Below are 24,531 nucleotides of genomic sequence, written 5' to 3'. Positions count from 1 at the left end.
GCGCCACGACGGGCCGCACTCCTCGACCGAGGGGTGCGGCCCGTCCGCGTGCGGGCGGCGGTGTCACCGCCCCGGGTCACCGGGCGTCCGGCGCTCCCAGCAGCTCGACCTCGGCGAGCGTGGCGGTGCCGTCGGGCACCAGCCGGTAGTGCCGGTAGTCCGCGGGGTGGGTGAGCGCGAAGACCCGGGTCTGGCGGTCCCAGGCGAACGACTCACCGGAGCGGCGGTCCAGCGGCGTCCAGTGACTGCCGTCCGCGGAGCCCTCCAGCCGCCAGCCGGTCGGCGCGGTGCCGCGGTCGGCCGAGGTGAGGGTGTACGACGTGACCCGGGACGGCCGGGGCAGGTCGATCGGCGCCGCGGTGAGCGGGGCCGCCGTGTCGGAGGTGTTGTCGAAGAGCGGGCCGGCGGACGGGTCGGTGGTGTCCGCCGGCGGCACCGGCACCTCGTCGTCCTTGGTGAGCGACGTGGGCGCGGCGTGCGGGCCGGTGCCCCAGGAGGACGGCCGGTCGCCCATGGTGAAGGCGAGGGTGCCACCGCGGGCGAGCAGCCGGTGCGGCAGCGCGGTGGAATTCCAGGGCTTTCCGTTGACCCGGAGGCCCTGTACGTAGACATTGCGGGCGTTGTTGCGCGGGGCCTCGATGACGAGATCGCGGCCGTTCTCCAGATGGATCGTGGCCTTGCTGAACAGCGGCGAGCCCACCGCGTATTCGCCCTGGCCCATCACCAGCGGGTAGAAGCCGAGCGCGCTGAAGACGTACCACGCGGACATCTCGCCGTTGTCCTCGTCGCCCGGATATCCCTGGCCGATCTCACTGCCGAGGTAGAGCCGGGAGAGCGCCTCCCGGACCTTCTCCTGGGTCTTCCAGGGCTGCCCGGCCGCGTCGTAGAGATAGGCGATGTGGTGCGACGGCTGGTTGTTGTGGCCGTACATGCCCATCCGGGTGTCGCGGGCCTCGGTCATTTCGTGGATCACGTCGCCGTACGATCCGGCGAACTCCTTGGCGGCGGTTTCCGGGGTGGAGAAGTAGCCGTCCAGCTTCTTCGCCAGTGCGGCGCGGCCGCCGTAGAGGTTGGCCAGGCCCCGGGTGTCCTGCGGTGCGGTGAAGGCGGCGGTCCAGGCGTTGGTCTCGGTGTAGTCGTTGCCCCAGACCCGGGGGTCGAACTTCTCCGGGGGCAGCCGCCAGCGGCCCTGGGCGTCCTTGCCCTGGAAGAAGCCGATCCGGTCGTCGAAGAGCTTGACGTAATTCCGGGCGCGGCCCAGGAAATAGTCGGATTCCTCCTTGTAGCGGGGCTTCTTGGTCTTCTCGTAGAGCGCCTGGCCCATACGGGCGATGCCGAAGTCGTTGAGATAGCCCTCCAGGGCCCAGGACATGCCCTCACGGGTGGCGGTGCTCGTGTAGCCGAGGAAGGGCGCGGTGTTCATGCCCTTGCGGCCGACGCCGGAGCCGGCGGGGCGACCGTGGCGTTCTTGACGGCCGCGGCATAGGCGGCCTCGGCGTCGAACTTCACGCCCTTGACGTAGGCGTCGGCGAAGGCCACGTCGGAACTCGTACCGGTCATCAGGTCCGCGTAGCCGGGCGAGGACCACCGGGAGATCCAGCCGCCGTCCTTGTACTGCTGGACGAAACCGTCGACCATTCTCCCGGCCCGCCGCGGGGTGAGCAGCGAATAGGCCGGCCAGGTGGTCCGGTAGGTGTCCCAGAAGCCGTTGTTGACGTAGATCTCCCCGTCGACGATCTTCGAGCCGGTGCGGGTCGGGGTGTCCGGGCCGGTCTGCGGGGAGAACGGGCTCGCGTAGCTGCTGCGCGAACCCACCTGCTCGAAACCGGAGTTGGGGTAGAGGTAGAGCCGGTAGAGGTTCGAGTAGAGGCTGGTCAGCTGGTCGCGGCCGGCGCCCTGGACCTCGATGCGGCCGAGGAGCGCGTCCCACTGCGCCTGCGCCCGCTTCTCGACGGTGCCGAAGGCGGTGCCGGCCGGGATCTCCCGGTTCAGGTTCGCCCGGGCCTGGTCCACGCTGATCAGGGAGGTGGCGATCCGCATGGTCACGGTCCGGTCGGCGCCCGGGCGGAAGCGGAGGTAGCCGGTAACGTCCTTGCCGCCCCCGCCTTCCAGCCTTCCGCCGCCGGTCACCGGTGCGTCGAAGACGCCGTAGACGAAGAGCCGGGTGGCGCCGACGGACAGCCCGCTGCGGACGTCCGAGAAGCCGGTGACCACCCCGCGGTCGGTGTCCAGGCTCAGCCCGCCCTTGTTGTTGACGTTGTCGAAGATCAGGCTCGCCCGGTCGCCGGGGAAGGTGAAGCGCATCAGCGCGGCGTGGTCGGTCGGGGTGATCTCCGTCTTGAGGCCGTTGTCGAAGGTCACGCCGTAGTAGTGCGGCCGGGCGGTCTCGTTGCCGTGGTGGAACGGCAGCGCGCGGCCGGTGCGGGAGGCATCCGGGGTGCCGTCCGCGACGGACGGCATCACCTGGAAGGTCTGCCGGTCGCCCATCCAGGGGCTGGGTTCGTGGCTGGCGCTGAACGCCTGGAGGGTGGGCAGGTTGTCGGCGTTGTTCTTCCGCGCGTACTCGTAGAGCCAGTCGGCGGAGCCCGCGTTGGTCACCGGGGTCCAGAAGTTGAAGCCGTTGGGGACGGCGGTGGCCGGGAAGGTGTTGCCGCGCGAGAAGCTGCCGCTGGAGAGGGTGCCGCGGGTGGTCAGTGCGTAGTCCGACAGATGGGCGAGCGGCTTCTCCGGCGGGACGGGCCGGAGGGTGATGTCGTCGACCCAGCCGCGGAAGGCGGGCGCGGCGGAGGGGGCCTTGGGCGCGTCGTAGGCGACCAGGATCCGGTCGACGGTCTTGCCGGCGGCGACCGTGCCGATCCGCGAGGTGCGGTGGTTCCACTGGTTGACGTAGAGCGTCTTGGACGCGGCCTGGCCCTGCGGGGTCAGTGGGGCGCCGTGCTGGTCGACCGCCGACAGATCGCTGAGGTACGTGCCGTCGGTGAAGGCCAGATCGACCGCGACATGGGTCGCGGGGTAGGACAGATCGCTTTTGGCCATCTCCGGGAAGACCATGTACGAGAGCGAAGTGGCCGCGGTGACCGGGACGTTGACGTCGAAGATCTTGTTGTACGCGAAACCGTGGCCGTCGGCGGTGTGGGTGCCGGCGTACCGCAGCGCGTGCCCGCCGGTGAAGCCGGCGTGGGCCTTTGCGGTGGGGGAGTCGGTGGGGCCGGTGTCGGGGCGGGTGCTCATGCCGGGCGCCGCCGGGGTGGTCTCCGGGCTGACGCCGGAGGCCCGGGGCCTGCCGTCGGGGCCGGTCTCGGCGGTGTCGGTCCAGTCGGGCCGGGGTTGGCCGGGTTCGAAGGAGGAGCTGAACTCCGCGTCCGCGCGGGGGGCGTGGGGCGGCTCGGCCCGGGCCGGGCCGGGGAGGGTGAGGACGAGCAGAACGGCCGCCGTGAGGGCGGCCGGGCGGGTGATGCCCCGCAGATGACGGTGCCGGTGTCGGATCCGCACGCGAGCCCTCTCAACCAGAGTGACATCGTTGTCAGTTGAATGGCGCCAAGATAAACAGAGATAAGTAACGTGCGTGGGGACTTTGGTGTCAAGGGTGTCGCTGCGATCGGGGTGCCGGTCGTGTCGCGGGTGATCCCGCGGGCCGCCGGCGGCAGATGCGCCGCATGTCCGCGAGGTCTCAACTAGGGAAAGATGCCCGTCCAACCCTGCATTCGATCTTGCCCCTTCGGCTGGAAGTGGACTATACCTGTCGGCGTCCGACCGGCCGTACGACCCAGGCCGTGGATCCGGGGGGAAAGCGGGGAACGGATGATTGACCCGCATTTCCCTAGCAGGCCCGGTGCACATCCCGTACAACTCAGCTTCATCTGACCCGCGGTGCCGGGGTGGCTCCGGTACACCGCCTGAGTCCTGAAGAAGGCGAGGACTTGAGCATGGGATCCACCTCAGAATTCAATCGTCGTGATCTGGTCAAGCGAGCCGCCGCCCTGGGGATCGTTGCGGTACCGGCCATGAGCGTGCTGTCCGCCTGTGCCAGCGGCGGCGGCGGCGACGAGGACAAGGTCGAAAAGGGCAAGAAGTCGGCGAAGAATCCGCTGGCGGTCAACGATTCGGCCGGCCTCGACGTGGTCATCTTCGACGGCGGATTCGGCGACAAATACGCCAAGGACGCCCAGGCCCTGTACGTCAAGTCCTTCCCGAAGGCCGACGGCAAGGTCAAGCTGTCCTCGACCCAGAAGATCCAGTCGACCCTGCAGCCGCGCTTCAACGGCGGAAACCCCCCGGACCTGGTCGACAACTCCGGTGCCGAGCAGATGGATTTCGGCACGCTGGTGGCCAAGGACCAGCTGACCGACCTCACCCCGCTCCTGGACGCCCCCTCCGCCGACGACCCGAACAAGAAGGTGCGCGACACCCTGCGCCCCGGCGTCGTCGAAATGGGGCAGTTCGGCGGCAAGGAGACCTGGATCCTCTACTACGCCTACACGGTGTACGGCGTGTGGTACTCCCGGAGCAATCTGCAGAAGCTCGACGCGGAATACCCCGAAACCTGGGACGACATGCTCGCGCTCTGCGCGAAGGCCAAGAAGAAGGGCGTCGCCGGCTGGACGTACCCCGGTAAGTACCCGTACTACCTGCCCTTCAGCCTCTACCCGTTCATCGCGAAGATCGGTGGCGAAGAGGTCCTCAAGAAGATCGACAATCTGGAGCCCAACGCCTGGAAGGACCCGGCGGTCAAGGCGGCCTTCGAGGCCTATTACGAGCTGTACCGCAAGGGCTATGTGCTGAAGGGCTCGCCCGGCCTGGACCACCTCCAGTCGCAGAAGGCCTGGGCCGAGGGCAAGGCGCTGTTCATCCCCAACGGCTCCTGGGTGGAGAACGAGTCGGCCAAGCAGATCGCGAAGAACCCGAACTTCGACCTCGCGGTCGGCGCCCCGTCCAGCCTGTCCTCCTCCGACAAGATGCCGTACGGCACGATCTGGGCGTCCGGCGGCGAGCCGTACATCGTCCCGAGGAAGGCGCGGAACGCCGAGGGCGGAATGGAATTGCTGCGCATCATGCTCAGCAAGCAGTCCGCGCAGAACTTCATCAAGCAGGTGTCCTCACTGACCTCGCTCAACGGCGGAACGGAAGGGCTGAAGCTGCCGCCGGGCCTGGCATCGGCGCAGGCCGCGCTGCAGAAGGCGGGCCAGAACATCGTCAATCCGCGGCTCCAGGACTGGTACGTGGCGCTGCAGAAGGAACGCATCGGGGTCGGTGCGCTGGGCGAGATGATGGCCGGCCGGATGACGCCCGACGAGGCCATCACGAAGATCCAGAAGTACGCGGACGAAACCCGCGACGATTCCAGCGTGAAGAAGTACAAGCGCTGACCGATACGTCGTCCGACGCGTCACCGGCGGTGGGAACGCAGGCAGAGAGCGGGATCGGTAGTCATGAAACACGGTAAGTACCGTTTCATCGCGGGGTTCTTGGTGCTCCCGCTGGCGATTTATGCGATCTTCGTGATCTCGCCATTCCTCCAGGCCATCTACTACTCCTTCACGGACTGGACCGGCCTGAGTCCGGACCTGCAGGTGGTCGGGTTCGACAATTACGCCCGCCTGTTCAAGGACGAGGTGTTCTGGGCCGCGGTGGGCAACAGTGTCACGCTGTTGCTGCTGCTGCCGGTGGTGACGCTCTCGCTCGGATTGTTCTTCGCGTTCATGCTCAACGTCGGTGGCCGCCGCCGGAAGAAGGCGGTCATCGGCGGGGTGCGCGGCTCGGGCACCTACAAAATCCTCTACTTCTTCCCGCAGGTGCTGTCGGTCCCGATCGTGGCGCTGCTCTTCCAGTTCGCCTACAACCCGGAGAGCGGCGCCCTGAACGCGTTCTTCCAGGCGATCGGGCTCGACAATGTGCAGCCCGACTGGCTGGGGGACCCGCAGCTCGCGCTGTGGTGCGTGATGGCCGCCATGGTGTGGGCCAATGTCGGTTTCTACGTCGTGCTGTTCTCGGCCGGTATGAGTTCCATTCCGAAGGACTTCTACGAGGCCGCGCTGCTGGACGGCGCGAACCGCTTCAACACCTTCTTCCGGATCACCCTGCCGCTGCTGTGGGACACCGTGCAGACCGGCTGGATCTACATGGGCATTCTCGCCCTGGACGTTTCGGCCTTCGCGTTCGTGCAGATCATGAGCGTCGGCCCGGGCGGTCCCGACTATTCGACCGAGGTCCTTCCGCTGTACGTGTACCAGAAGACGTTCCGCGACGGTCAGGCCGGCTATGCGACCGCCATCGGCGTTTCCCTGCTGATCGTGACCCTGATCTTCTCGGGCATCGTCATGCGGCTGGGACGCCGCGAGCGACTGGAGTTCTGATGAGCGCGCAGACCGACCCCGCGGACCTCCCGGGCGTCACCAAGGAGCAGGGGCCGCCCGGCGGTACCGCCTCGCGGGTGCCCGGGCCGCGCGCCGGACGCGGCGGCACGGACGGTGCGGCCGGCCGGAACGGCGGCGGCGAGGGCCGGGTCCTCAACGTCTTCTCACACGGAGTGCTGGTCATCTGGGGCCTGTTGGTGACCATGCCGCTGCTCTGGGCGGTGGTCAGCTCCTTCAAGGACGACACCGAGATCTTCGGTTCGCCCTGGAGCCTGCCCTCGGTCCTGCACTTCGACAACTGGGCCCGCGCCTGGGACAAGGCGAACATGGGCCAGTACTTCCTCAACTCGCTGATCGTGGTGGGCGGTTCGCTGATCGGCACGATGCTGCTCGGGTCGATGGCGGCCTATGTGCTGGCCCGCTTCGACTTCCCCGGCAACCGTTTCCTCTACTTCCTGTTCGTCGGCGGCATGGGCTTCCCGGTCATCCTGGCGCTGGTGCCGCTGTTCTTCGTCATGAAGAACATGGCGCTGCTGGACAGCTACCACGGCCTGATCCTGGTCTACATCGCCTATTCGCTGCCGTTCACGGTCTTCTTCCTGAGCGGCTTCTTCCGGACGCTGCCCACCTCGGTGGCCGAGGCCGCGCTGATCGACGGCGCCTCGCACACCCGCACCTTCTTCCAGGTCATGCTGCCGATGGCCAAGCCCGGCCTGATCAGCGTCGGGATCTTCAACTTCCTCGGGCAGTGGAACCAGTACCTGCTGCCGACGGTGCTCAACGTCGGTGACCCGGACAAGAAGATGCTCACCCAGGGGCTGGTGGCCCTGGCGGTGAGCCAGGGGTACAAGGGCGACTGGTCGGGACTGTTCGCGGGTCTGACGATCGCGATGCTCCCGGTGCTCGCCGCCTACATCATCTTCCAGCGCCAGGTGGTGGCCGGGCTGACCGCCGGCGCGCTGAAGTAAGGCCTGATCAGACCGTGCCTCCCGCCGGATTGCCGGCGGGAGGCACGTGCGCTGTGCTGGTTTCGGGGTCGATGAAGGACTTGACGGGAGGTGGCCCGGGCGGCTCAGCTTAGATTCACATGTTGGAGACAAGCCGGGCCCCGCTGCTGTGGCCCGGCAAGGCGGGCGGTCGTCGCGCCGTCCGTCCCAGGCGGGAGTGGATGAGTCGATGGAGACTCCGGGGTCGCAGTCCTCGCTGCACCGGGCCAATCTGGAGCGGGTGGTACGCGCCGTACGCATGGCGGGCTCGCTCACGCAGGCGGAGATCGCCCGGAGCACGGGCTGTCCGCGGCCACCGTCTCCAACATCGTCCGGGAACTGAAGGACGGCGGAACCGTCGAGGTCACCCCCACCTCGGCGGGCGGCCGGCGGGCGCGCAGCGTCTCGCTCTCCGGCGACGCGGGCATCGTCGTGGGCGTCGACTTCGGCCACTCCCACCTGCGCGTGGCGGTCGGCAACCTGGCGCACCAGGTGCTCGCCGAGGAGGCCGAGCCGATCGATGTGGACGCCTCCGCCGCGGAGGGCTTCGACCGCGCGGAACAGCTGGTCAACCGGCTGATCGCGGCGACCGGGATCGGCGCTGACAAGGTCATCGGCGTCGGCCTGGGCGTGCCCGGACCGATCGACGTGGAATCCGGGACGCTGGGCTCGACCGCGATCCTGCCGGGCTGGACGGGCACGAACCCCCGCCAGGAGCTGTCCGGGCGGCTCGGTGTCCCCGTGTACGTCGACAACGACGCCAACCTCGGCGCGCTGGGCGAGCTGGTCTGGGGCGGTGGCCGCGGGGCCGCCGACCTCGCGTACATCAAGGTCGCCAGCGGTGTCGGTGCCGGGCTGGTGATCAGCGGGCAGATCTACCGCGGGCCGGGCGGCACCGCGGGCGAGATCGGGCACATCACGCTGGACGAGTCCGGGCCGGTGTGCCGGTGCGGCAACCGCGGCTGCCTGGAGACCTTCACCGCGGCCCGGTACGTCCTGCCGCTGCTGCAGCCGAGCCACGGACCCGATCTGACCATGGCGCGGGTGGTTCAGCTGGCCCGCGAGGGCGATCCGGGCTGCCGGCGGGTCATCGCGGACGTAGGCCGCCATATCGGCAGTGGTGTGGCGAACCTGTGCAATCTGCTCAATCCCAGCCGAGTGGTGCTCGGCGGGGATCTCGCCGACGCCGGTGAGCTGGTGCTCGCACCGATCCGCGAGTCCGTCTCGCGGTACGCAATTCCCAGCGCCGCACGGCAGTTGGGCATCGTCACCGGCACGCTCGGCGGTCGCGCCGAGGTGCTGGGCGCGCTGGCGCTGGTGCTGAGTGAGATGGGCGATTCGACCCTGCTCGACGGGGCGCGGAACGTGGACGCACCCGCCTTGGCATGAGCGCTCTGCGTTCACACAGCTAACGCATGGCACCGTTGCCATCTCGTTAAGGATTTACTTCTTGACGGTCGGCTGGCGGCCGAGTTGACTTCCCCCACCTCGGCCGCAAGGACGCGGCCTCGTCAGGGAGGCAACCCCAATGAACGTTTGGACGCGTCGCGTCGTCATAGGCACCGCCGCCGTCTCGATGGCGCTCTCCGTGGCCGCCTGCGGCAAGGCCGGAGACGGCGCCAAGGGCGGCGGTGGCGACAACAAGACCATCGGCCTGCTCCTGCCGGAGAACAAGACCACGCGCTACGAGACCTTCGACCGTCCGATGATGGAGGCGAAGATCAAGCAGCTGTGCAGCGACTGCACGGTGAAGTACAACAACGCGGCGCAGGAGACCGAGACCCAGAAGAAGCAGTTCGACGCGCTGATCACCCAGGGCGTGAAGGTGATCATCCTGGACCCGGTCGACTACAAGGCGACCCAGTCGTGGGTCAACCAGGCCGCCAAGAAGGGCGTCAAGGTCATCGCCTACGACCGTCTGGCCGAGGGCAAAATTTCGGCCTATGTCTCCTACGACAACGAGAAGATCGGCCGCCTCCAGGGGCAGGCGCTGGTCAAGGCGCTCGGCGACAAGGCCAAGGACAGCAATGTCGTCATGATCAACGGCTCGCCGACCGACCCGAACATGCCGTTCTTCAAGAAGGGCGCGCACAGCGTCCTCGACAAGCAGGTCAAGAAGGTCGCGTACGAGCAGGACATCCCGGACTGGTCCTCGGACGAGGCCAACAAGAAGATGAACGCTGCCCTCGACTCGCTCGGCAAGGACGGGATCCAGGGCGTCTACTCCGGCAACGACGGCATGGCCGGCGGCATCATCACCGCGCTGAAGCAGAAGGGCGTCAAGGTCCCGGTCGGCGGCCAGGACGCCGAGCTCGCGGGTCTGCAGCGGATCCTCAAGGGCGACCAGGCGTTCACCATCTACAAGCAGATCAAGCCGCAGGCCGACTCCACGGCCGAGATCGCGGTCAAGCTGCTCAAGGGCGAGAAGATCGACGGCCTGACGTCCACCAAGGTCGACAGCCTCAGCGGCGCGGTCAAGGGCATCCCCGCCAAGCTCTACGACGCGCAGATCGTGACCAAGGACAACATCGCCTCCACGATCATCAAGGACAAGGTCTACAAGGCGAGCCAGATCTGCACCGGCGACCTCAAGAAGGCCTGCGCGGCGGCCGGCATCAAGTAGCCGGCGGCGGCACCTACGCCACCTCACCCACGCGGCACCACGTACTCGGTACCGCGCAAGGCCTCCGGCCTCAAGGCCCCGGCCCGCGCCGACCCGTTCCGGCGCGGGCGGGGCCGTCCCCCTCACCCCGGCCCGCCGAGCACCCCTCTGACCCGCTCGCCGAGCCCCCTTGCCCCCTCTTCTCTCCCTGCTCAACACGCACCCCTCTTCGCACCACCATGCCCCCCGCCGTTGTGACGGCGGCGAAGGAGATGATTCACGTGTCCGCTACGCCTGTGCTGGCGTTGCGCGGAATCTCCAAGCGGTTCGGCGCCGTCCAGGCACTCACGGACGTCACGCTGGAGATCCACCCCGGTGAGGTGGTCGCCCTCGTGGGCGACAACGGCGCCGGCAAGTCCACCCTGGTCAAGACCATCTCGGGCGTCCACCCGGTCGACGACGGCACCATCGAGTGGGAGGGCGAGGCGGTCCGCATCAACAAGCCGCACGACGCCCAGGAGCTCGGCGTCGCGACGGTCTACCAGGACCTCGCGCTCTGCGACAACCTCGACGTCGTCGCCAACCTCTTCCTCGGCAACGAGAGCCGCACCGCCGGCGTCCTCGACGAGATCGCCATGGAGAAGCGCGCCAAGGAACTGCTCGACACCCTCTCCATCCGCATCCCCAGCGTCCGCATCCCGGTCGCCGCGCTCTCCGGAGGCCAGCGGCAGGTCGTCGCCATCGCCCGCGCGCTGATCGGCGACCCGAAGATCGTCATCCTCGACGAGCCCACCGCCGCACTCGGCGTCGAGCAGACCGCGCAGGTCCTCGACCTGGTCGAGCGGCTGCGCGAGCGCGGGCTGGGCGTCATCCTCATCAGCCACAACATGGCCGATGTGCAGGCCGTCGCGGACCGGGTCGCGGTGCTGCGGCTGGGCCGCAACAACGGTGTCTTCGACGTCGAGGGCACCTCCCACGAAGAGATCATCGCCGCCATCACGGGTGCCTCGGACAACGCGGTGACCCGCCGCAAGGCGCGCACGGACCAGGTGAAGAAGGAGGCCGGAGCATGAGCGACCTCACCAAGGGACGGCGGACGAGGCGACGGAGACCGCGGCCGACAGCGCTGCGGAGACCGCGGCCGAGGCCTCGGCGGAGACCGCGCAGGCCACCGCCGTCGACGCTCCCCAGCCCGCCGCCGTCGACCCCCGGCTGCTGGTCCGGGAAGCGGGCCTGGCCGGCTACCTCGCCGACTTCAAGCGCCGGCTGCGCGGCGGTGAGCTGGGCTCGCTGCCGGTCGTCATCGGCCTGATCGTCATCGCGATCGTCTTCCAGCTCAAGAACAGCAGCTTCCTGTCGGCGGACAGCCTCGCGAACATCGGTGTCTACACCTCCGGCCTCGGCATCATGGCCGTCGGCATCGTCTTCGTCCTGCTGCTCGGTGAGATCGATCTCTCCGTCGGCTCGGTCGCCGGTGTCGGCGCGGCCGTCTGGGCGGTGCTCAGCGTCACCCACGGTGTCAACGACTGGCTCGCGGTCCTGATCGCCATCGCGGCCGGTGTGGTCATCGGCGTCATCCACGGTTTCTTTTTCGCCAAGATCGGTGTGCCGGCGTTCGTCGTCACCCTGGCCGGATTCCTCGGTTGGAGCGGTCTGCAGATCTGGATGATGGGCCAGGAAGGCTCGATCAACACGCCGAGCGGCAGCCTGGTCGAGAACCTCACCGGCTACTACTTCGAGGACAAGGCCGCCGCGTACGGCCTGGCGCTGGTCGCGGTCCTCGCGTACGCCGGCTCGCTGCTGCTGGACAGCAAGCGCCGCAAGGCCGCCGAGCTGCCGTCCCGGCCGCTCAGCGAGATCCTGCTGCGCACCGGCGTGGTCGCGGTGATCGCCTTCGTGGTCGCCTACGTCCTGAACGAGCCGGCCGGCGCCCGCGGGCTCCCGCTGGCCCTGGTGCTGTTCCTGGCCGTCCTGGTCATCGCCGATTTCGTGGTGCGCCGCACCACGTACGGGCGGCAGATCTTCGCGGTCGGCGGCAACGCCGAGGCGGCCCGCCGGGCCGGTATCAACGTGAACAAGATCCGGATCAGCGTCTTCGCGATCTCCGGGATGCTCGCCGCCTTCGGCGGACTCTTCATCGCCAGCCTCTCCGGTGGCGCCACGAAGAACCTCGGCTCCGGCAACACCCTGATGAACGTCATCGCGGCGGCGGTCATCGGCGGCACCAGCCTCTTCGGCGGCCGCGGCAAGATCTGGTCCGCGCTGCTGGGCATGCTGGTCATCCAGTCCATCCAGCAGGGCCTGAACCTGCTGGGCATGGCCAGTGAGATCCAGTACATGATCACCGGCGCGGTGCTGCTGGCCGCGGTCGTGATCGACTCGGTGTCGCGGCGGACGCAGAAGACCGCCGGGCGCACCTGACCGCGGGTTTGCCTTTCGGCTGCGGCGGCGCCGCCGGGCGCACCTGACCGCGGGTTTGCCTTTCGGCTGCGGCGGCGCCGCCGGTCGGACGTGAGCACCTGACCTCACACCGTCGTCCCCCGACGGCTGGTTACCGGCCCCCACCGGGCGTGTCCCGGTGGGGGCCGAATCGTGTTCCCGGGGGGCATTCCCGGGGCGGCCGAAAGACGACTTCACCCGAGTGACATACATCGCAAGGCCCGGGCGTCGCGGCAGCGGGCGCGACATTAGACTCATCTGATCGGCAAGCTCGATCGATCGACGGCAGCAGCAGCAAGCAGCAAGGAGGCAGGGGTGGCGTTGCTTTCCCGTATCAGGGGACCGCGCGATCTGGACCGACTGGGCCCGGAGCAGCTGGAGCAGCTGGCGGGGGAGATCCGTACCTTCCTGGTCGACGCGGTCTCCAAGACCGGCGGCCACCTCGGCCCGAACCTCGGTGTGGTCGAGCTGACCATCGCCCTGCACCGGGTCTTCGACTCGCCCAGGGACCGGGTCCTCTTCGACACCGGCCACCAGTCGTACGTGCACAAGCTGCTCACCGGCCGTCAGGACTTCTCCAAGCTGCGGGCCAAGGGCGGCCTGTCGGGCTACCCCTCGCGGGAGGAGTCGGCACACGACGTCATCGAGAACAGTCACGCCTCGACGGTCCTGGGCTGGGCGGACGGTCTGGCCAAGGCCAACCAGGTGCGCGGGAAGAAGGACCATGTCGTCGCGGTCATCGGCGACGGCGCGCTGACCGGCGGTATGGCCTGGGAGGCGCTCAACAACATCGCGGTCGCCAAGGACCGTCCGCTGGTCATCGTCGTCAACGACAACGAGCGTTCCTACGCGCCGACCATCGGCGGCCTGGCCAACCACCTCGCCACCCTGCGCACCACCGACGGATACGAGCGCTTCCTGGCCCGCGGCAAGGACCTGCTGGAGCGCACCCCGGTCGTCGGCAAACCGCTCTACGAGACCCTGCACGGCGCCAAGAAGGGCCTGAAGGACTTCATCGCGCCGCAGGGCATGTTCGAGGACCTGGGCCTGAAGTACGTCGGCCCGATCGACGGTCATGACCTCGAGGCCCTGGAGTCCGCGCTGCAGCGCGCCAAGCGGTTCGGCGGCCCGGTCATCGTGCACTGCCTCACCGAGAAGGGCCGCGGCTACAAGCCGGCCGAGCAGGACGAGGCGGACCGCTTCCACGGCATCGGCGTCATCCACCCCGACACCGGTCTGCCGGTGGCCTCCGGCGGTGCCAGCTGGACCTCCGTCTTCGGCGACGAGATGGTCGAGCTGGGCCGGGAGCGCGACGACATCGTGGCGATCACCGCGGCGATGCTGCAGCCGGTGGGCCTGGGCAAGTTCGCCAAGGCGTTCCCGGACCGGGTCTACGACGTCGGCATCGCCGAGCAGCACGCGGCCGTCTCGGCGGCGGGCCTGGCCACCGGCGGTCTGCACCCGGTCTTCGCGGTCTACGCCACCTTCCTCAACCGCGCCTTCGACCAGGTCCTGATGGACGTCGCGCTGCACAAGTGCGGCGTCACCTTCGTCCTGGACCGGGCCGGCGTCACCGGCGACGACGGCGCTTCGCACAACGGCATGTGGGACATGTCCCTGCTCCAGGTCGTCCCGGGCCTGCGGATCGCCGCCCCGCGCGACGCCGACCAGGTGCGCGCACAGCTGCGCGAGGCCGTCGAGGTCAAGGACGCGCCGACCGTCGTGCGCTACTCCAAGGGCAAGGTCGGCCCCGCCGTCGAGGCGGTGCGCCGGGTCGGCGGCATGGACGTGCTGCGCGAGCCCGCCGCCGAGGCCGAGCGGCCGGACGTGCTGCTGGTGTCTGTGGGCGCGCTCGCCCCGATGTGCCTGGAGATCGCCGACCTCCTCGACAAGCAGGGCATCTCCACGACCGTCGTGGACCCGCGGTGGGTCAAGCCGGTCGACGAGGCGCTGCCCGGCCTGGCCGCGCGGCACCGGGTCGTCATCACCGTCGAGGACAACTCCCGTAGCGGCGGCGTCGGTTCGGCGATCGCGCAGGCGCTGCGGGACGCCGGGGTGGACCTGCCGCTGCGGGACTTCGGCATCCCCGAGCGGTTCCTCGACCACGCCTCCCGCAAGGAGATCATGGCGGAGATCGGGCTCACCGCCCCCGACATCGCCCGCCAGGTGACCGGCCTGGTCGCCAAGATCGACAACCGCGACGAGGAGGCCGTCGGCACCGCGGCGACCGAGGACGCCGCCGGCGCCCAGGGCACGGCGGAGCCCGCCGAGGTCGCCCGCGACTGAACCCCGCGCACTGACGCCGATGGGCCGGCCGGTCATCCGTACGGATGTTCCGCCCGGCCCATCGGCATCACGGCAACCGCACCCCATCGGGTGAATCCCCACCGCCTGGGGGCCCGCCGAAGCTGACTGTTTCACGCCATTGCGGAGACTCGGTCAGTTCAGGAGAGTTGCCAGGGTCGTCCAGGCGGAGGTTCGCCCATGAGCACACAGCACGGACCAGACATCGGACCACGACACACGGCGCGGCGGGACAACGGCCTGTTCCGCACCAAGTCCGTCGAGCAGTCGATCCAGGACACCGAAGAACCGGAACACACACTCAAGAAGTCCCTCTCGGCGCTCGACCTGACCGTATTCGGCGTCGGTGTCATCATCGGCACCGGCATCTTCGTCCTCACCGGAAAGATCGCCAAGGAGCAGGCCGGCCCCTCGGTCGCGCTGTCCTTCATCGCCGCCGGCGTGGTCTGCGCGCTGGCGGCACTGTGCTACGCGGAGTTCGCTTCCACCGTGCCGGTCGCCGGCTCGGCCTACACCTTCTCCTACGCCTCACTGGGCGAACTGCCCGCCTGGATCATCGGCTGGGACCTGATCCTGGAACTCGCCCTGGGCTGCGCGGTGGTCGCGGTCGGCTGGTCCGGCTACATCCGCTCGCTGCTGGACACCGCCGGGTGGCACCTGCCCGCCGGCCTCGCCGGCACGCACGAGGGGCACTTCGGGTTCGACCTGCTCGCCTGCGTCCTCGTCCTCGCCCTGACCGTCATCCTGGTCCTCGGGATGAAGCTGTCCTCCCGGGTGACCGGCGTGGTCGTGGCGGTCAAGGTGACCGTGGTCCTGCTGGTCATCATCGCCGGGGCCTTCCTGATCAGCGGTGCCAACTACCACCCGTTCATCCCGCCCAGCCAGCCCAGCGGGGCCGGTGCCGGGGCGTCCGCACCACTGATCGAGCTCCTCTTCGGGTTCACCCCGTCCCACTTCGGCACCATGGGCATCTTCGCCGGGGCGGCCGTGGTCTTCTTCGCGTTCATCGGCTTCGACGTCGTGGCCACCGCATCCGAGGAGACCCGCCATCCGCAACGGGACGTACCGCGCGGCATCCTCGGCTCCCTGGCCATCTGTACCGTTCTGTACGTCGCGGTCTCGGTCGTGGTCACCGGCATGGAGAAGTACAGCAGGCTGTCGGTCGACGCCCCGCTCGCGGACGCGTTCAAGGACCTCGGCAAGCCGTTCTTCGCCGACGTCATCAGCTTCGGCGCCGCGGTCGGCCTGACCTCGGTCTGCATGATCCTGCTGCTCGGCCAGAGCCGGGTGTTCTTCGCGATGAGCCGGGACGGCCTGCTGCCGCGGGTGTTCTCCGTCGCCCACCCGCGGTTCGGCACGCCCTACCGCTCGACCATCGCCCTGGGCGTCGTCGTCGCCATCGTCTCCGGCTTCACCTCGATCGACGTGCTCGCCGAGCTGGTCAACATCGGCACGCTCTTCGCGTTCGTGGTCGTCGCCGTCGGCGTCATCCTGCTCCGCCGCTCCCGCCCCGACCTGCCGCGCTCCTTCCGCACCCCGTGGGTGCCGGTGGTGCCGGTGGTGTCGGTCCTCGCCTCGCTGTGGCTGATGCTCAACCTGCCCGCCGAGACGTGGATCCGGTTCGCGATCTGGATGGCCATCGGCTTCGTCGTCTACTTCCTCTACAGCAGATCGCACAGCCGCCTCGGCCTCCGCAACCGGCAGAACAACGGCTAGCGCGGCCCGCCTCACGGATCACCCGGGCCGGCCGGGACCCCGACCGCACCTGCCCGGCCCGGGTGATCCCTGAGCACCCCTTACCCCACGACCCCTACGAACCGGCCGCCGTCGGGTTGACCGTGCTCCAGTCCTCCTTGCCGCGGCCCTTGGCCAGTGCCGTGCCGAACAGGGACAGCACACCGTCCAGGACCGGGTGCGGGAGTCCGCCGGCCATGCGGGCCGCGTACGCCAGGTCCTTGTGGGCCCACTCCGCCGAGAAGTTGACCGGCTCCGGCGGGGTCAGATAGCTGCTCCAGGCCAGTTCGGTGACCACACCGCCGGGGCGTTCCAGCAGGGCCGCGCCGACCTGTCCGATGTCCAGTCCGGCCGCCTCCGCCAGCCGCAGCGCCTCCCCGAAGCCCGCCAGGTGGATCGCCTGGAGGGCGTTCAGCACGAGCTTGAAGCGGGTGCCCGCCCCGGCCGGCCCGAAGTGCTTGACCTCCTTGGAGACCGCGCCGAGCACCGGCGCGAGCGGCGGCAGCGCCTCCTGGTCGCCGCCGGCCAGCAGCACCAGCTTCCCGGTCCGGGCGCCGGCCGCACCACCGGTGAGCGGCATGTCGAAGAAGACGGACCCGCGCCCGGCGCACGCCGCGGCGAGCTCCGCCACCCAGCCCACGGACAGCGTCGCCGAGGTGATCAGCACCGCCGACGCCGGGGCCCCCGCCAGGATGCCGTCGGCCCCCAGCCACACCCCGCGGGAGGAGGCGTCGTCGGCGGTGACCTCGAAGACCACCTCCGCGCGGGCGGCCGCGGCCGCCGGGCTCTCCGCCGGCACGGCCCCGGCCGCCACCAGCTCCGCGGCCCGCTCCGGGGTGCGGTTCCATACCACCACCTCGTGCCCGTTCCTCAGCAGGTTCTCGGCCATGCCCCGGCCCATGATGCCCAGGCCCACCACTGCGACGCTCGCCACTTCGACCCTCCCTTTCGCCGTCCCGCCGACGCGGTCCGGCACCTCCTCGGTACGGAAGAAGTCTGCGCCGCGGGGCCCCGCACGTGGGAGACCCGCCCAAGGGGGGCCCTCGCAGGGCCCCTCACCAGGACCCGGGCAGGAGGCATACTCAACGGGTGCAGAACGACACGGGGTTGGGAGAGTTCCTGCGTGCCCGCCGCGCCCGGGTGGCCCCCCAGGACGCGGGCCTGCCGGGCACCACCGGCCGGCGCCGCACCGCGGGCCTGCGCCGCGAGGAGGTGGCGATGCTCGCCGGGGTGAGCATCGAGTACTACCGGCGCCTGGAGCAGGGCAAGCAGAACCGCCCCAGCGCGGCGGTCCTGGAGGCCATCGCGGGCGTGCTGCGCCTCGACGGCGACGAGCGGGCGCATCTCTTCGCGCTCGCCCGCGCGGCGTCCCCGGCGCCCGCCTCCGGCCCGTCCCGGGAACCGGAGCCCGCGTCGCGCACACCGCGCCGGGACGTCCTGCGGATGCTCGACATCGTCGCGCCCTGCCCGGCGTACGTCCTGGGCCGGTCCAACGACCTGCTGGCCGCCAACACCGCCGGGATGCGGCTGCTGCCCGGCATCGAGGAGTGGCCGGACCGGCAGCGCAACACCGCGCGCTACACCTTCCTGCACCCGCGGGCCCGCACGCTCTACGGCAACTGGGACGAGGTCGCCGCGGCGACCGTGGCCCATCTGCGGGCCGCCGCCGGGGCCCACCCGGACGCGCCCGACCTCACCACCTTGATCGGTGAACTCACCGTCAAGAGCGGGGAGTTCGCGACCCTCTGGCAGCGCTATGACGTGCGCTCGCGGACCAACGGCCGCAAGCGCTTCGCCGATTCGGCGGTCGGGCGGATGGAGCTGAGCTACGAGGCGTACACGGTGGCCCGCACCGACGGCCAGCGCCTCGTCGTCTACCAGGCCGAGCCCGGCACCCCGGACCACGACGCGATGCTCCTGCTGAGCCTCACCGGCGCGCCGGCCGCCCCGTCGGCGCCCTGACCCGGGCCGCCGCCTCCGGCCGCGGTCGCGGGCGTCAGGAGCGTCCGCCTCCGCGGACCGACCGCGGGCCGGCCACCCGGGCGCCCAGCGCCTGGACGCGGTCGCGCAGTCCACGGTCCGCGGTGACCACCAGGCAGTCCCGCCCGGTGCCCTCGTCCGCGACCAGTTCCACGATCCGGTCGTCGCCGCTGCCGGGCGCCGGCACCACCCGTACGCCCTCCACGGACGTCACCCCGCGCGCCGCGCCCTCCACCACGAGGACCAGCTCCAGGGGCGGGTCGGCGAGTCCCGGCAGTCCGTCCGCGGCATAGGCCGGCAGGGTGTCGCGCAGCCGTTCCGCCGCGCCGTGCCGGTCCCGCCACCAGCCGTCGGGGACCGAGCCCACGACGTTCGCGGCATCGACGATGACCAAGGTGTCCATGGCGCCACCCTGCCATGCCGGGGCGCCGACGGACCCCGCCCGGACAGACGGCAGCGCGGGCCGGCTCCGCCGAGCCGGCCCGCGCCTTGGTCCTGAGCCTCGTTACGCGGGCACGCTCGCCACGCCGGGGGCCAGGAACTTCTTGCCGGTCACCCGCTCGGAGACGCCCTCACGGTCCAGGTACGGCGTGATGCCGCCCAGGTGGAAGGGCCAGCCGGCACCGGTGATCAGGCACAGGTCGATGTCCTGCGCCTCGGCCACCACGCCCTCGTCGAGCATGAGGCCGATCTCCTGCGCGACCGCGTCGAGCACCCGGTCGCGGACCTGGGCCTCGGTCAGCACCGAGTCGCCCTGCTTGAGCAGCGCGGCGACCTCGGGGTCCAGCTCCGGCTTGCCGCTGTCGTAGACGTAGAAGCCGCGCTTGCCGGCCTCGACGACCGCCTTGAGGTTCGGCGACACCTTGAAGCGCTCGGGGAAGGCGCCGTGCAGCGTCTCGGAGACGTGCAGACCGATCGCCGGGCCGACCAGCTCCAGGAGGACCAGCGGGGACATCGGCAGGCCCAGCGGCTCGATGGCCTTCTCGGCGACCTCGACCGGGGTGCCCTCGTCGATGACGTTCTGGATCTCGCCCATGAAGCGGGTCAGGATGCGGTTCACGACGAACGCCGGGGCGTCCTTGGTGAGGACCGCGGTCTTCTTCAGCTTCTTGGCGACGCCGAAGGCCGTGGCCAGCGCGGCGTCATCGGTCTTCGCGCCGCGCACGATCTCCAGCAGCGGCAGGATCGCGACCGGGTTGAAGAAGTGGAAGCCGACGACCCGCTCGGGGTGCTTGAGCTTCGACGCCATCTCGGAGACCGACAGCGAGGAGGTGTTGGTGGCGAGGATCGCGTGCGCCGGGGCGACCGCCTCGACCTCGGCGAAGACCTGCTGCTTGACGCCGATCTCCTCGAAGACGGCCTCGATGATGAAGTCCGCGTCCGCGAAGCCCTCGGCCTTGTCGAGGACGCCGGTCACCAGGGCCTTGAGGCGGTTGGCCTTGTCCTGGTTGATCCGGCCCTTGCCCAGCAGCTTGTCGATCTCGCCGTGGACGTAACCGACGCCCTTGTCGATGCGCTCCTGGTCGATGTCGGTGAGCACCACCGGCACCTCCAGGCGGCGCAGGAACAGCAGCGCCAGCTGGGAGGCCATCAGACCGGCGCCGACCACGCCGACCTTGGTGACCGGGCGGGCCAGGCTCTTGTCCGGGGCGCCGGCCGGCCGCTTGGCGCGCTTCTGCACCAGGTTGAACGAGTAGATGCCGGCGCGGAGTTCGCCGCCCATGATGAGGTCGGCGAGCGCCTGGTCCTCGGCGTCGAAACCGGCCTGCAGGTCACCGCTCTTGGCGGCCGCGATGATGTCCAGCGCGCGGTAGGCGGCCGGGGCCGCGCCGTGCACCTTGCCGTCGGCGATGAAGCGGCCCTTGGCGACGGCCTGGTCCCAGGCCTCGCCGCGGTCGATCTCGGGACGCTCGACGGTGACGTCACCCTTGAGCACCTGCGCGGTCCAGATCAGCGACTGCTCCAGGAAGTCCGCGCCCTCGAAGAGCGCGTCCGCGATGCCGAGGTCGAAGACCTGCTGGCCCTTGAGCTGCTTGTTCTGGTTGAGCGAGTTCTCGATGATGACCGAGACGGCCTTGTCCGCACCGATGAGGTTCGGCAGCAGGGCGCAGCCGCCCCAGCCGGGGACCAGACCGAGGAAGACCTCGGGCAGCGAGAAGGCCGGCAGGGCCTTGGAGACCGTGCGGTACGAGCAGTGCAGACCGACCTCGACGCCACCGCCCATCGCGGCACCGTTGTAGTACGCGAAGGTCGGCACGGCGAGCCCGGAGAGCCGCTTGAAGACCTCGTGGCCGCCCTTGCCGATGGCCAGCGCGTCCTCGTGCCGCTTCAGCAGCTCGACGCCCTTGAGGTCGGCGCCGACCGCGAAGATGAACGGCTTGCCGGTGATGCCGGCGCCGACGATGTCGCCGTCCGCGGCCTCCTTCTCGACCTGGTCGAGCGCGGCGTTGAGGTTCGCCAGCGAGCCCGGGCCGAAGGTGGTCGGCTTGGTGTGGTCGAAGCCGTTGTCCAGCGTGATGAGGGCGAACCGGCCCGCACCGAAGGGCAGGTCGAGGTGGCGGACGTGCGCCGACGTCACGACCTCGTCCGGGAACAGCTCGGCCGCGCCCTTGAGCAGCTCGGCGGTAGTGGTGGTGGTGCTCACTTGTCGCCTCCGGCGTCCTTGTGGTGCGGGTTCTCCCAGATGACCGTCGCGCCCATGCCGAAGCCGACGCACATGGTGGTCAGGCCGTAGCGGACCTCGGGCTGCTCCTCGAACTGGCGGGCCAGCTGGGTCATCAGCCGGACGCCGGAGGAGGCCAGCGGGTGGCCGAAGGCGATGGCGCCGCCGTACTGGTTGACCCGCTCGTCGTCGTCCGCGATGCCGTAGTGGTCGAGGAAGGCGAGGACCTGGACGGCGAAGGCCTCGTTGATCTCGAAGAGGTTGATGTCCTCGATGGAGAGCCCGGCCTTGGCGAGCGCCTTCTCCGTCGCCGGGATCGGGCCGTAACCCATGACCTCGGGCTCGACGCCCGCGAAGGCGTAGGAGACCAGGCGCATCTTCACCGGGAGGTCGTGCTCCCGGGCGAAGTCCTCGGACGCGATGATCGAGGCGGTGGCACCGTCGTTGAGACCGGCGGCGTTACCGGCGGTGACCCGGCCGTGCGTACGGAACGGGGTCTTGAGGCCCGCGAGGTTCTCCAGGGTGGTGCCCGGGCGCATCGGCTCGTCGGAGGTGACCAGACCCCAACCGGTCTCGCCCACCTCGGCGTTGGTGTTGCGCACCGAGATCGGGACCAGGTCCTGCTGGATCTTCCCGTTGGCGTACGCCTTCGCCGCCTTCTCCTGCGAGCGCACCGCGTAGGCGTCGGAACGCTCCTTGGTGATCTGCGGGTAGCGGTCGTGGAGGTTCTCCGCGGTCATGCCCATGAACAGGGCGGACTCGTCGACGAGCTTCTCGCTGACGAAGCGGGGGTTGGGGTCGACCGCCTCGCCCATGGGGTGGCGGCCCATGTGCTCGACACCGCCGGCGATGACGGCGTCGTACGCGCCGAAGGCGATGGAGCCCGCGGTGGCCGTGACGGCCGTCAGCGCACCGGCGCACATGCGGTCGATGGAGTAGCCGGGCACCGACTGCGGGAGGCCCGCGAGGATGCCGGCGGTGCGGCCGAGGGTCAGGCCCTGGTCGCCGATCTGGGTGGTGGCGGCGATGGCGACCTCGTCGATCTTCGCCGGGTCGAGACCGGGGTTGCGGCGCAGCAGCTCCCGGATCGACTTCACGACCAGGTCGTCGGCGCGGGTCTCGTGGTAGATGCCCTTCGGGCCCGCCTTGCCGAACGGGGTGCGGACGCCGTCGACGAAGACGACGTCCCTAGCGGTACGAGGCACGTTGGCTCTCCTCCAGGTGCGGGATGGCACTGCTGCGGGGCGCCCCCAGGGACGCTTCCCACCGACATGCTACTTACGGGTAACCAACCTGCCCACCCCCACCGCCCGGAGCGGTGAAGGTCACACCGGATGGAGGTGTGGGGCCGCCGGGACGGCGTGCCGCCGACGGGGAACGGGGCGGCGGGAAACCGATGATCGAAAACGTCCGGATGTCGTCGGGTCCTGGCGCAAACCGCATCACATCGCACTTAAAGTGACCGTATGGACACAAAGAGGAGTGCGGCGCTCTGCACCGCCGTCGCCCTGGGTGGCGCCCTGCTGGCGGGCTGCGGAAGCGGGAACACCAAGGGCACCGGGACGCCCGGCCGGGACAGCGCGGCCCCGTCCCGGGCGGTGGCCGCCTCGGCCCCCGGCTCACCGGGCACCACGCTGACCGCCGACCAGACCGAACGGAAGGCGCTGATCCCGGCCGCCAAGGTGGACTACGCGCGGGCGCTGCGGGCGGCGGTCGCCGCGGTGCCGGCCTCGGAGCCGGTCGCGGCCGAACTCAAGGGCACCCCGAAGAGCCCCTACTGGCAGACGGCGGTCGCGACGTCCGACGGGACCGCGCACGCCGTCCGCGTCAACGCGGTCTCCGGCAAGGCCGATCCACCGCGCACCGAGTCCGACGACGCCGACGACAAGAAGGAACTGGCCGCCCGGCTCGGCGAGGCCACCGTCACCGCGCAGCAGGCCGCCGAGACGGCCACCGCCAAGACGAAGGGCACGGTCACCAGCGTCGAGCTGGGCGAGGCCGACAACGGCAGCAGGAAGGCCGCCTGGTCCGTCGACGTGGTCACCACCGACGACTGGAACAAGACCACCTACGACATCGACGCGACCAACCGCAAGGTCCTCCGGATGCACGTCGACCAGGACTGATCCCGGGATCGGTCCTGGTCGGTGCGCGGGCGGGCCGGACGGCTCAGCCGTCCTCGCCGCCCGTCAGCAGGGCCTCGGTGAGGAGCGGGGCGACCTGCTCGATCTGCCAGGGGCGGGCGCCGTAACCGGTGAGGATCTCGGCGACCGTCTCGCGGCTGGGCGCGGCGGGCGGCTCCCAGCACAGCCGGCGCACCGTGTCCGGCGTGATGAGGTTCTCCTGCGGCAGGTTGAGCTCCTCGGCCAGCGCGGTGACCGCGGTGCGGGCGGCCGTCAGCCGGGCGGCCGCGGCCGGGTCCTTGTCGGCCCAGGAGCGGGGCGGCGGGGGGCCGTTGAGCGGCTGGCCGGGCTGCGGCAGCTCGTTCTCGGGGAGCGCGCGGGCGCGGTCGACGGCGGCCTGCCACTGCTCCAGCTGGCGACGGCCCATGCGGTGGCCGAAGCCGGGCAGCGCGGCCAGCGCGTGGCTGTTGGGCGGGAGGTTCAGCGCCGCCTCCACGATCGCGGCGTCGCCCAGCACCTTGCCCGGGGAGACGTCGCGCCGCTGGGCGACCTGGTCACGGGCCGTCCACAACTCCCGTACGACCGCCATCTGGCGGCGCCGACGGACCTTGTGCATGCCGGACGTACGGCGCCAGGGGTCCTTGCGGGGTGGCGCCGGGGGAGCGGCGGCGATCGCCGCGAACTCCTGGTGGGCCCACTCCAGCTTGCCCTGCCGGGTCAGCTCCTCCTCCAGCGCGTCGCGCAGGTCCACCAGCAGCTCGACGTCGAGCGCGGCGTAACGCAGCCAGGGCTCGGGCAGCGGGCGGGTGGACCAGTCGACCGCGGAGTGGCCCTTCTCCAGCGCGAAGCCGAGGACGTTCTCGACCATCGCGCCCAGGCCGACCCGGGCGAAGCCGGCCAGCCGCCCGGCCAGCTCGGTGTCGAACAGCCGGGTGGGGACCATCCCTATGTCGCGCAGGCACGGCAGGTCCTGGGTGGCGGCGTGCAGCACCCACTCGGCGTCACCGATCGCCTCGCCCAGGGCCGACAGGTCGGGACAGCCGACCGGGTCGATCAGCGCGCTGCCGGCGCCCTCGCGGCGCAGCTGCACGAGGTAGGCGCGCTGGCCGTAGCGGTAGCCCGAGGCGCGCTCGGCGTCGACCGCCACCGGGCCGGTGCCGGCCGCGAAGGCCGCCACCACCTCGGCGAGCGCCTCGTCCGTCGCGACCACCGGGGGGATGCCCTCGCGGGGCTCCAGGAGAGGGACCGGCGCCGGTCGGGGATCCGGAGGGGAGTCTCCGGGGGCTCGCAGTGTCGTGTCTGCTGCGGTCTTTTGGGCGTCGGTCACCAGTCAAGGGTATCTGTGTAT

15 protein-coding genes and 2 pseudogenes are annotated in these 24,531 nt (G+C 70.2%); 11 read left to right on the top strand and 6 right to left on the bottom strand.

Translation table 11 applies throughout. The features are described 5' to 3' along the window. Nucleotides 1–76 precede the first annotated feature (76 nt). Nucleotides 77–3,492 (bottom strand): annotated as a pseudogene (locus OJ254_RS30125) (GH92 family glycosyl hydrolase). Between the two features lie 434 nt (nt 3,493–3,926). Here OJ254_RS30125 and ngcE point away from each other — a divergent pair. The 9 genes and pseudogenes from ngcE (at nt 3,927) to OJ254_RS30080 (ending at nt 16,400) form a co-directional block, all read left to right on the top strand. Then, entirely contained in the window at nt 3,927–5,366 is a 1,440-nt protein-coding gene (gene ngcE / locus OJ254_RS30120) for an N-acetylglucosamine/diacetylchitobiose ABC transporter substrate-binding protein (protein ID WP_265364903.1), read from the top strand. A gap of 63 nt (nt 5,367–5,429) precedes the next feature. Continuing rightward, entirely contained in the window at nt 5,430–6,353 is a 924-nt protein-coding gene (locus tag OJ254_RS30115; RefSeq protein WP_265364902.1) for a carbohydrate ABC transporter permease, read from the top strand. Beyond that, nucleotides 6,353–7,321: a carbohydrate ABC transporter permease gene (locus OJ254_RS30110; protein WP_265364901.1), complete on the top strand. Its 969-nt coding sequence runs from the start codon at nt 6,353–6,355 to the stop codon at nt 7,319–7,321. The genes OJ254_RS30115 and OJ254_RS30110 overlap by 1 nt, the downstream gene beginning before the upstream one ends. Nucleotides 7,322–7,529: 208 nt before the next feature. After that, a pseudogene (locus OJ254_RS30105) lies at nt 7,530–8,728 on the top strand (ROK family transcriptional regulator). Nucleotides 8,729–8,867: 139 nt separating this feature from the next. Beyond that, entirely contained in the window at nt 8,868–9,962 is a 1,095-nt protein-coding gene (locus tag OJ254_RS30100) for a substrate-binding domain-containing protein (RefSeq protein WP_265364900.1), read from the top strand. Between the two features lie 251 nt (nt 9,963–10,213). Beyond that, nucleotides 10,214–11,014, top strand: coding sequence for an ATP-binding cassette domain-containing protein (locus OJ254_RS30095; protein WP_265364899.1), 801 nt, complete (start codon nt 10,214–10,216; stop codon nt 11,012–11,014). A gap of 139 nt (nt 11,015–11,153) precedes the next feature. Next, the gene (locus OJ254_RS30090) at nt 11,154–12,362 is read left to right on the top strand and encodes a sugar ABC transporter permease (protein WP_265365374.1); all 1,209 of its coding nucleotides are present in this window, start codon (nt 11,154–11,156) and stop codon (nt 12,360–12,362) included. A gap of 333 nt (nt 12,363–12,695) precedes the next feature. Continuing rightward, nucleotides 12,696–14,666 carry a 1-deoxy-D-xylulose-5-phosphate synthase gene (gene dxs / locus OJ254_RS30085; protein ID WP_265364898.1) on the top strand — a complete coding sequence of 657 codons (1,971 nt, stop codon included), beginning with the start codon at nt 12,696–12,698 and terminating at the stop codon, nt 14,664–14,666. Between the two features lie 198 nt (nt 14,667–14,864). After that, nucleotides 14,865–16,400 carry an amino acid permease gene (locus OJ254_RS30080; protein ID WP_265364897.1) on the top strand — a complete coding sequence of 512 codons (1,536 nt, stop codon included), beginning with the start codon at nt 14,865–14,867 and terminating at the stop codon, nt 16,398–16,400. Nucleotides 16,401–16,494: 94 nt separating this feature from the next. Here OJ254_RS30080 and OJ254_RS30075 read toward each other — a convergent pair whose 3' ends face one another. Further along, complete coding sequence (locus tag OJ254_RS30075) at nt 16,495–17,352, bottom strand: NAD(P)-dependent oxidoreductase (protein WP_265364896.1); 858 nt, start codon at nt 17,350–17,352, stop codon at nt 16,495–16,497. A gap of 155 nt (nt 17,353–17,507) precedes the next feature. Between OJ254_RS30075 and OJ254_RS30070 the strand changes: the two genes are divergently transcribed. Beyond that, nucleotides 17,508–18,380, top strand: a complete 873-nt coding sequence (locus OJ254_RS30070) for a helix-turn-helix transcriptional regulator (RefSeq protein ID WP_265364895.1) — start codon at nt 17,508–17,510, stop codon at nt 18,378–18,380. 34 nt (nt 18,381–18,414) lie between these two features. Here the strand turns inward: OJ254_RS30070 and OJ254_RS30065 are convergent, their stop codons facing one another. From OJ254_RS30065 to OJ254_RS30055, 3 genes are all read right to left on the bottom strand, one after another. Continuing rightward, nucleotides 18,415–18,801 (bottom strand): PIN domain-containing protein, encoded by a 387-nt coding sequence (locus OJ254_RS30065; protein ID WP_265364894.1) that lies wholly within the window; start codon nt 18,799–18,801, stop codon nt 18,415–18,417. 102 nt (nt 18,802–18,903) lie between these two features. Further along, nucleotides 18,904–21,042, bottom strand: a complete 2,139-nt coding sequence (locus OJ254_RS30060; RefSeq protein WP_265364893.1) for a 3-hydroxyacyl-CoA dehydrogenase NAD-binding domain-containing protein — start codon at nt 21,040–21,042, stop codon at nt 18,904–18,906. Further along, nucleotides 21,039–22,265, bottom strand: coding sequence for a thiolase family protein (locus OJ254_RS30055; RefSeq protein ID WP_265364892.1), 1,227 nt, complete (start codon nt 22,263–22,265; stop codon nt 21,039–21,041). Before OJ254_RS30055 ends, OJ254_RS30060 begins: the two co-directional genes overlap by 4 nt. A 261-nt stretch (nt 22,266–22,526) precedes the next feature. Here OJ254_RS30055 and OJ254_RS30050 point away from each other — a divergent pair, with 261 nt between their 5' ends. Next, nucleotides 22,527–23,186 carry a PepSY domain-containing protein gene (locus OJ254_RS30050; protein WP_265364891.1) on the top strand — a complete coding sequence of 220 codons (660 nt, stop codon included), beginning with the start codon at nt 22,527–22,529 and terminating at the stop codon, nt 23,184–23,186. Between the two features lie 43 nt (nt 23,187–23,229). On the opposite strand, the gene OJ254_RS30045 is transcribed toward OJ254_RS30050, so the two are convergent. Then, on the bottom strand, nt 23,230–24,510 hold the full coding sequence (locus tag OJ254_RS30045) for a ribonuclease D (RefSeq protein WP_265364890.1): 1,281 nt from the start codon (nt 24,508–24,510) through the stop codon (nt 23,230–23,232). Between the last annotated feature and the right edge of the window lie 21 nt (nt 24,511–24,531).

The organism is Streptomyces endophytica, assembly GCF_026153355.1.
Classification (GTDB): Bacteria; Actinomycetota; Actinomycetes; order Streptomycetales; family Streptomycetaceae; genus Streptomyces; species Streptomyces endophytica.
Note: the sequence above shows the minus strand (reverse complement) of the source record. Positions and strands in the feature narration are given on the sequence as shown.

Coding starts and splice junctions, on each gene's coding strand:
- OJ254_RS30100 (WP_265364900.1), top strand. CDS start 8,868: ATGAACGTTTGGACGCGTCGCGTCGTCATAGGCACCGCCGCCGTCTCG.
- OJ254_RS30065 (WP_265364894.1), bottom strand. CDS start 18,801: ATGGACACCTTGGTCATCGTCGATGCCGCGAACGTCGTGGGCTCGGTC.
- OJ254_RS30080 (WP_265364897.1), top strand. CDS start 14,865: ATGAGCACACAGCACGGACCAGACATCGGACCACGACACACGGCGCGG.
- OJ254_RS30115 (WP_265364902.1), top strand. CDS start 5,430: ATGAAACACGGTAAGTACCGTTTCATCGCGGGGTTCTTGGTGCTCCCG.
- OJ254_RS30050 (WP_265364891.1), top strand. CDS start 22,527: ATGGACACAAAGAGGAGTGCGGCGCTCTGCACCGCCGTCGCCCTGGGT.
- OJ254_RS30095 (WP_265364899.1), top strand. CDS start 10,214: ATGATTCACGTGTCCGCTACGCCTGTGCTGGCGTTGCGCGGAATCTCC.
- OJ254_RS30110 (WP_265364901.1), top strand. CDS start 6,353: ATGAGCGCGCAGACCGACCCCGCGGACCTCCCGGGCGTCACCAAGGAG.
- ngcE (WP_265364903.1), top strand. CDS start 3,927: ATGGGATCCACCTCAGAATTCAATCGTCGTGATCTGGTCAAGCGAGCC.